Raw genomic sequence first — 1240 nt, forward strand, 5'->3', positions numbered from 1 at the left:
TAACAATAACGGATTATGGAAAGTAATTCCACTGCTTTTTTAATAAAAATAAAACTGCGCCACAGCCTTGGCAGGCCATCGCGCAGCGATTTTGTTCAATCGTAATTTGTAGGAGTAGGCTAAAAACCTTTATAAAGAATGGTTTATACCGAAAGAGAATTTTTCTACAGAAATGAACGAATTGACTGGGAGGCTTTGAAATAAAAATGTCAGATAAAGATAAAAAAACATTAGCTTTGCCAGCGAGAATTATTATTATATTTCTCATATGTACAGCAGATATTTTAGTAGCCGCTTATTTTATTTATACATGGAAACAAAATGGTACAGTCGTTGTAGTCAGAAATGCATCTGATAATATTTTTGGTATTTTTCGCCAGAGTCTGGTTGTTTCTATGGTTGCAATCATAGTGATTTTAATTTTTTTCATGATATTAAGAAAAAAATTCATATCAGAAATGTACCTAAAAATATCAGGAAAAAAGCAGAAGACAACGGTGCTTATCCTGACAGCGATTCTTGGGGCAGTAACCGTTTTCTGTTTGATTACAAAAGCAGATAAAATAACAATATTGTATAATTTGCTGTATTATACGGTATTTATTGCAATGGAAGAGGAACTTTTGGTAAGGGGTATATGTGTGTATTTGTTAAAAGATGAAAATAATTATATCCGTTATCTTGTACCAAATATTTTGTTTGCTGCCATGCATCTGTTCTCCTATACAAACTGGGGAAAAATCACACTGGTTTATGTATTTTCATTTATTACGTCACAAATGCTAGGACTGATATTAACTGGATGTATTTTCCAGTATCTGAAAGAAAAATCAGGCACAATTTGGATTCCAGTGCTGGTTCATGCGATTCTGGATTATATGGTTGTGCTGGGGTATTGAATATGCACTATATAGAGAAAGTCTGAAGGAATCTTGAAAATTGGACAGCAGTTATTGTACAATACGGACTTATAGGAAAAAGATACGTTAAATACCAGGGAGATAAGAAATATAGAACGTTGCAAGAACAGAGCATAAAAAGCTGTACGCCTTGATGTTCTGGGTGCTTGTAAGTCAGCAGAACGCCTTTATATAAGCTGCGGTTTTTGATTTGTAGAAGTCAAAGAAATGTATTACGAAGATACTGGATAGACAGAGTACAGGATGTTTGAATTGAACTTATAAATTCCAGTTTACAGAACTGAATCAAAAGAGCTCGAAGGAGCTCTTTTTCCTTTTTT

Annotated in this window: 1 protein-coding gene; it reads left to right on the top strand. The window is 33.6% G+C overall.

What is annotated here, in order from left to right:
• Window positions 1-206: 206 nt before the first annotated feature.
• Window positions 207-899 (top strand): CPBP family intramembrane glutamic endopeptidase, encoded by a 693-nt coding sequence (locus LJE11_RS19085; RefSeq protein WP_008707459.1) that lies wholly within the window; start codon window positions 207-209, stop codon window positions 897-899.
• The last annotated feature ends 341 nt before the right edge of the window (window positions 900-1240 follow it).

Origin of the sequence: Blautia sp. DFI.1.216, assembly GCF_020594215.1 — a bacterium.
GTDB lineage: Bacteria > Bacillota > Clostridia > Lachnospirales > Lachnospiraceae > Blautia_A > Blautia_A wexlerae.

Coding starts and splice junctions, on each gene's coding strand:
- LJE11_RS19085 (WP_008707459.1), top strand. CDS start 207: ATGTCAGATAAAGATAAAAAAACATTAGCTTTGCCAGCGAGAATTATT.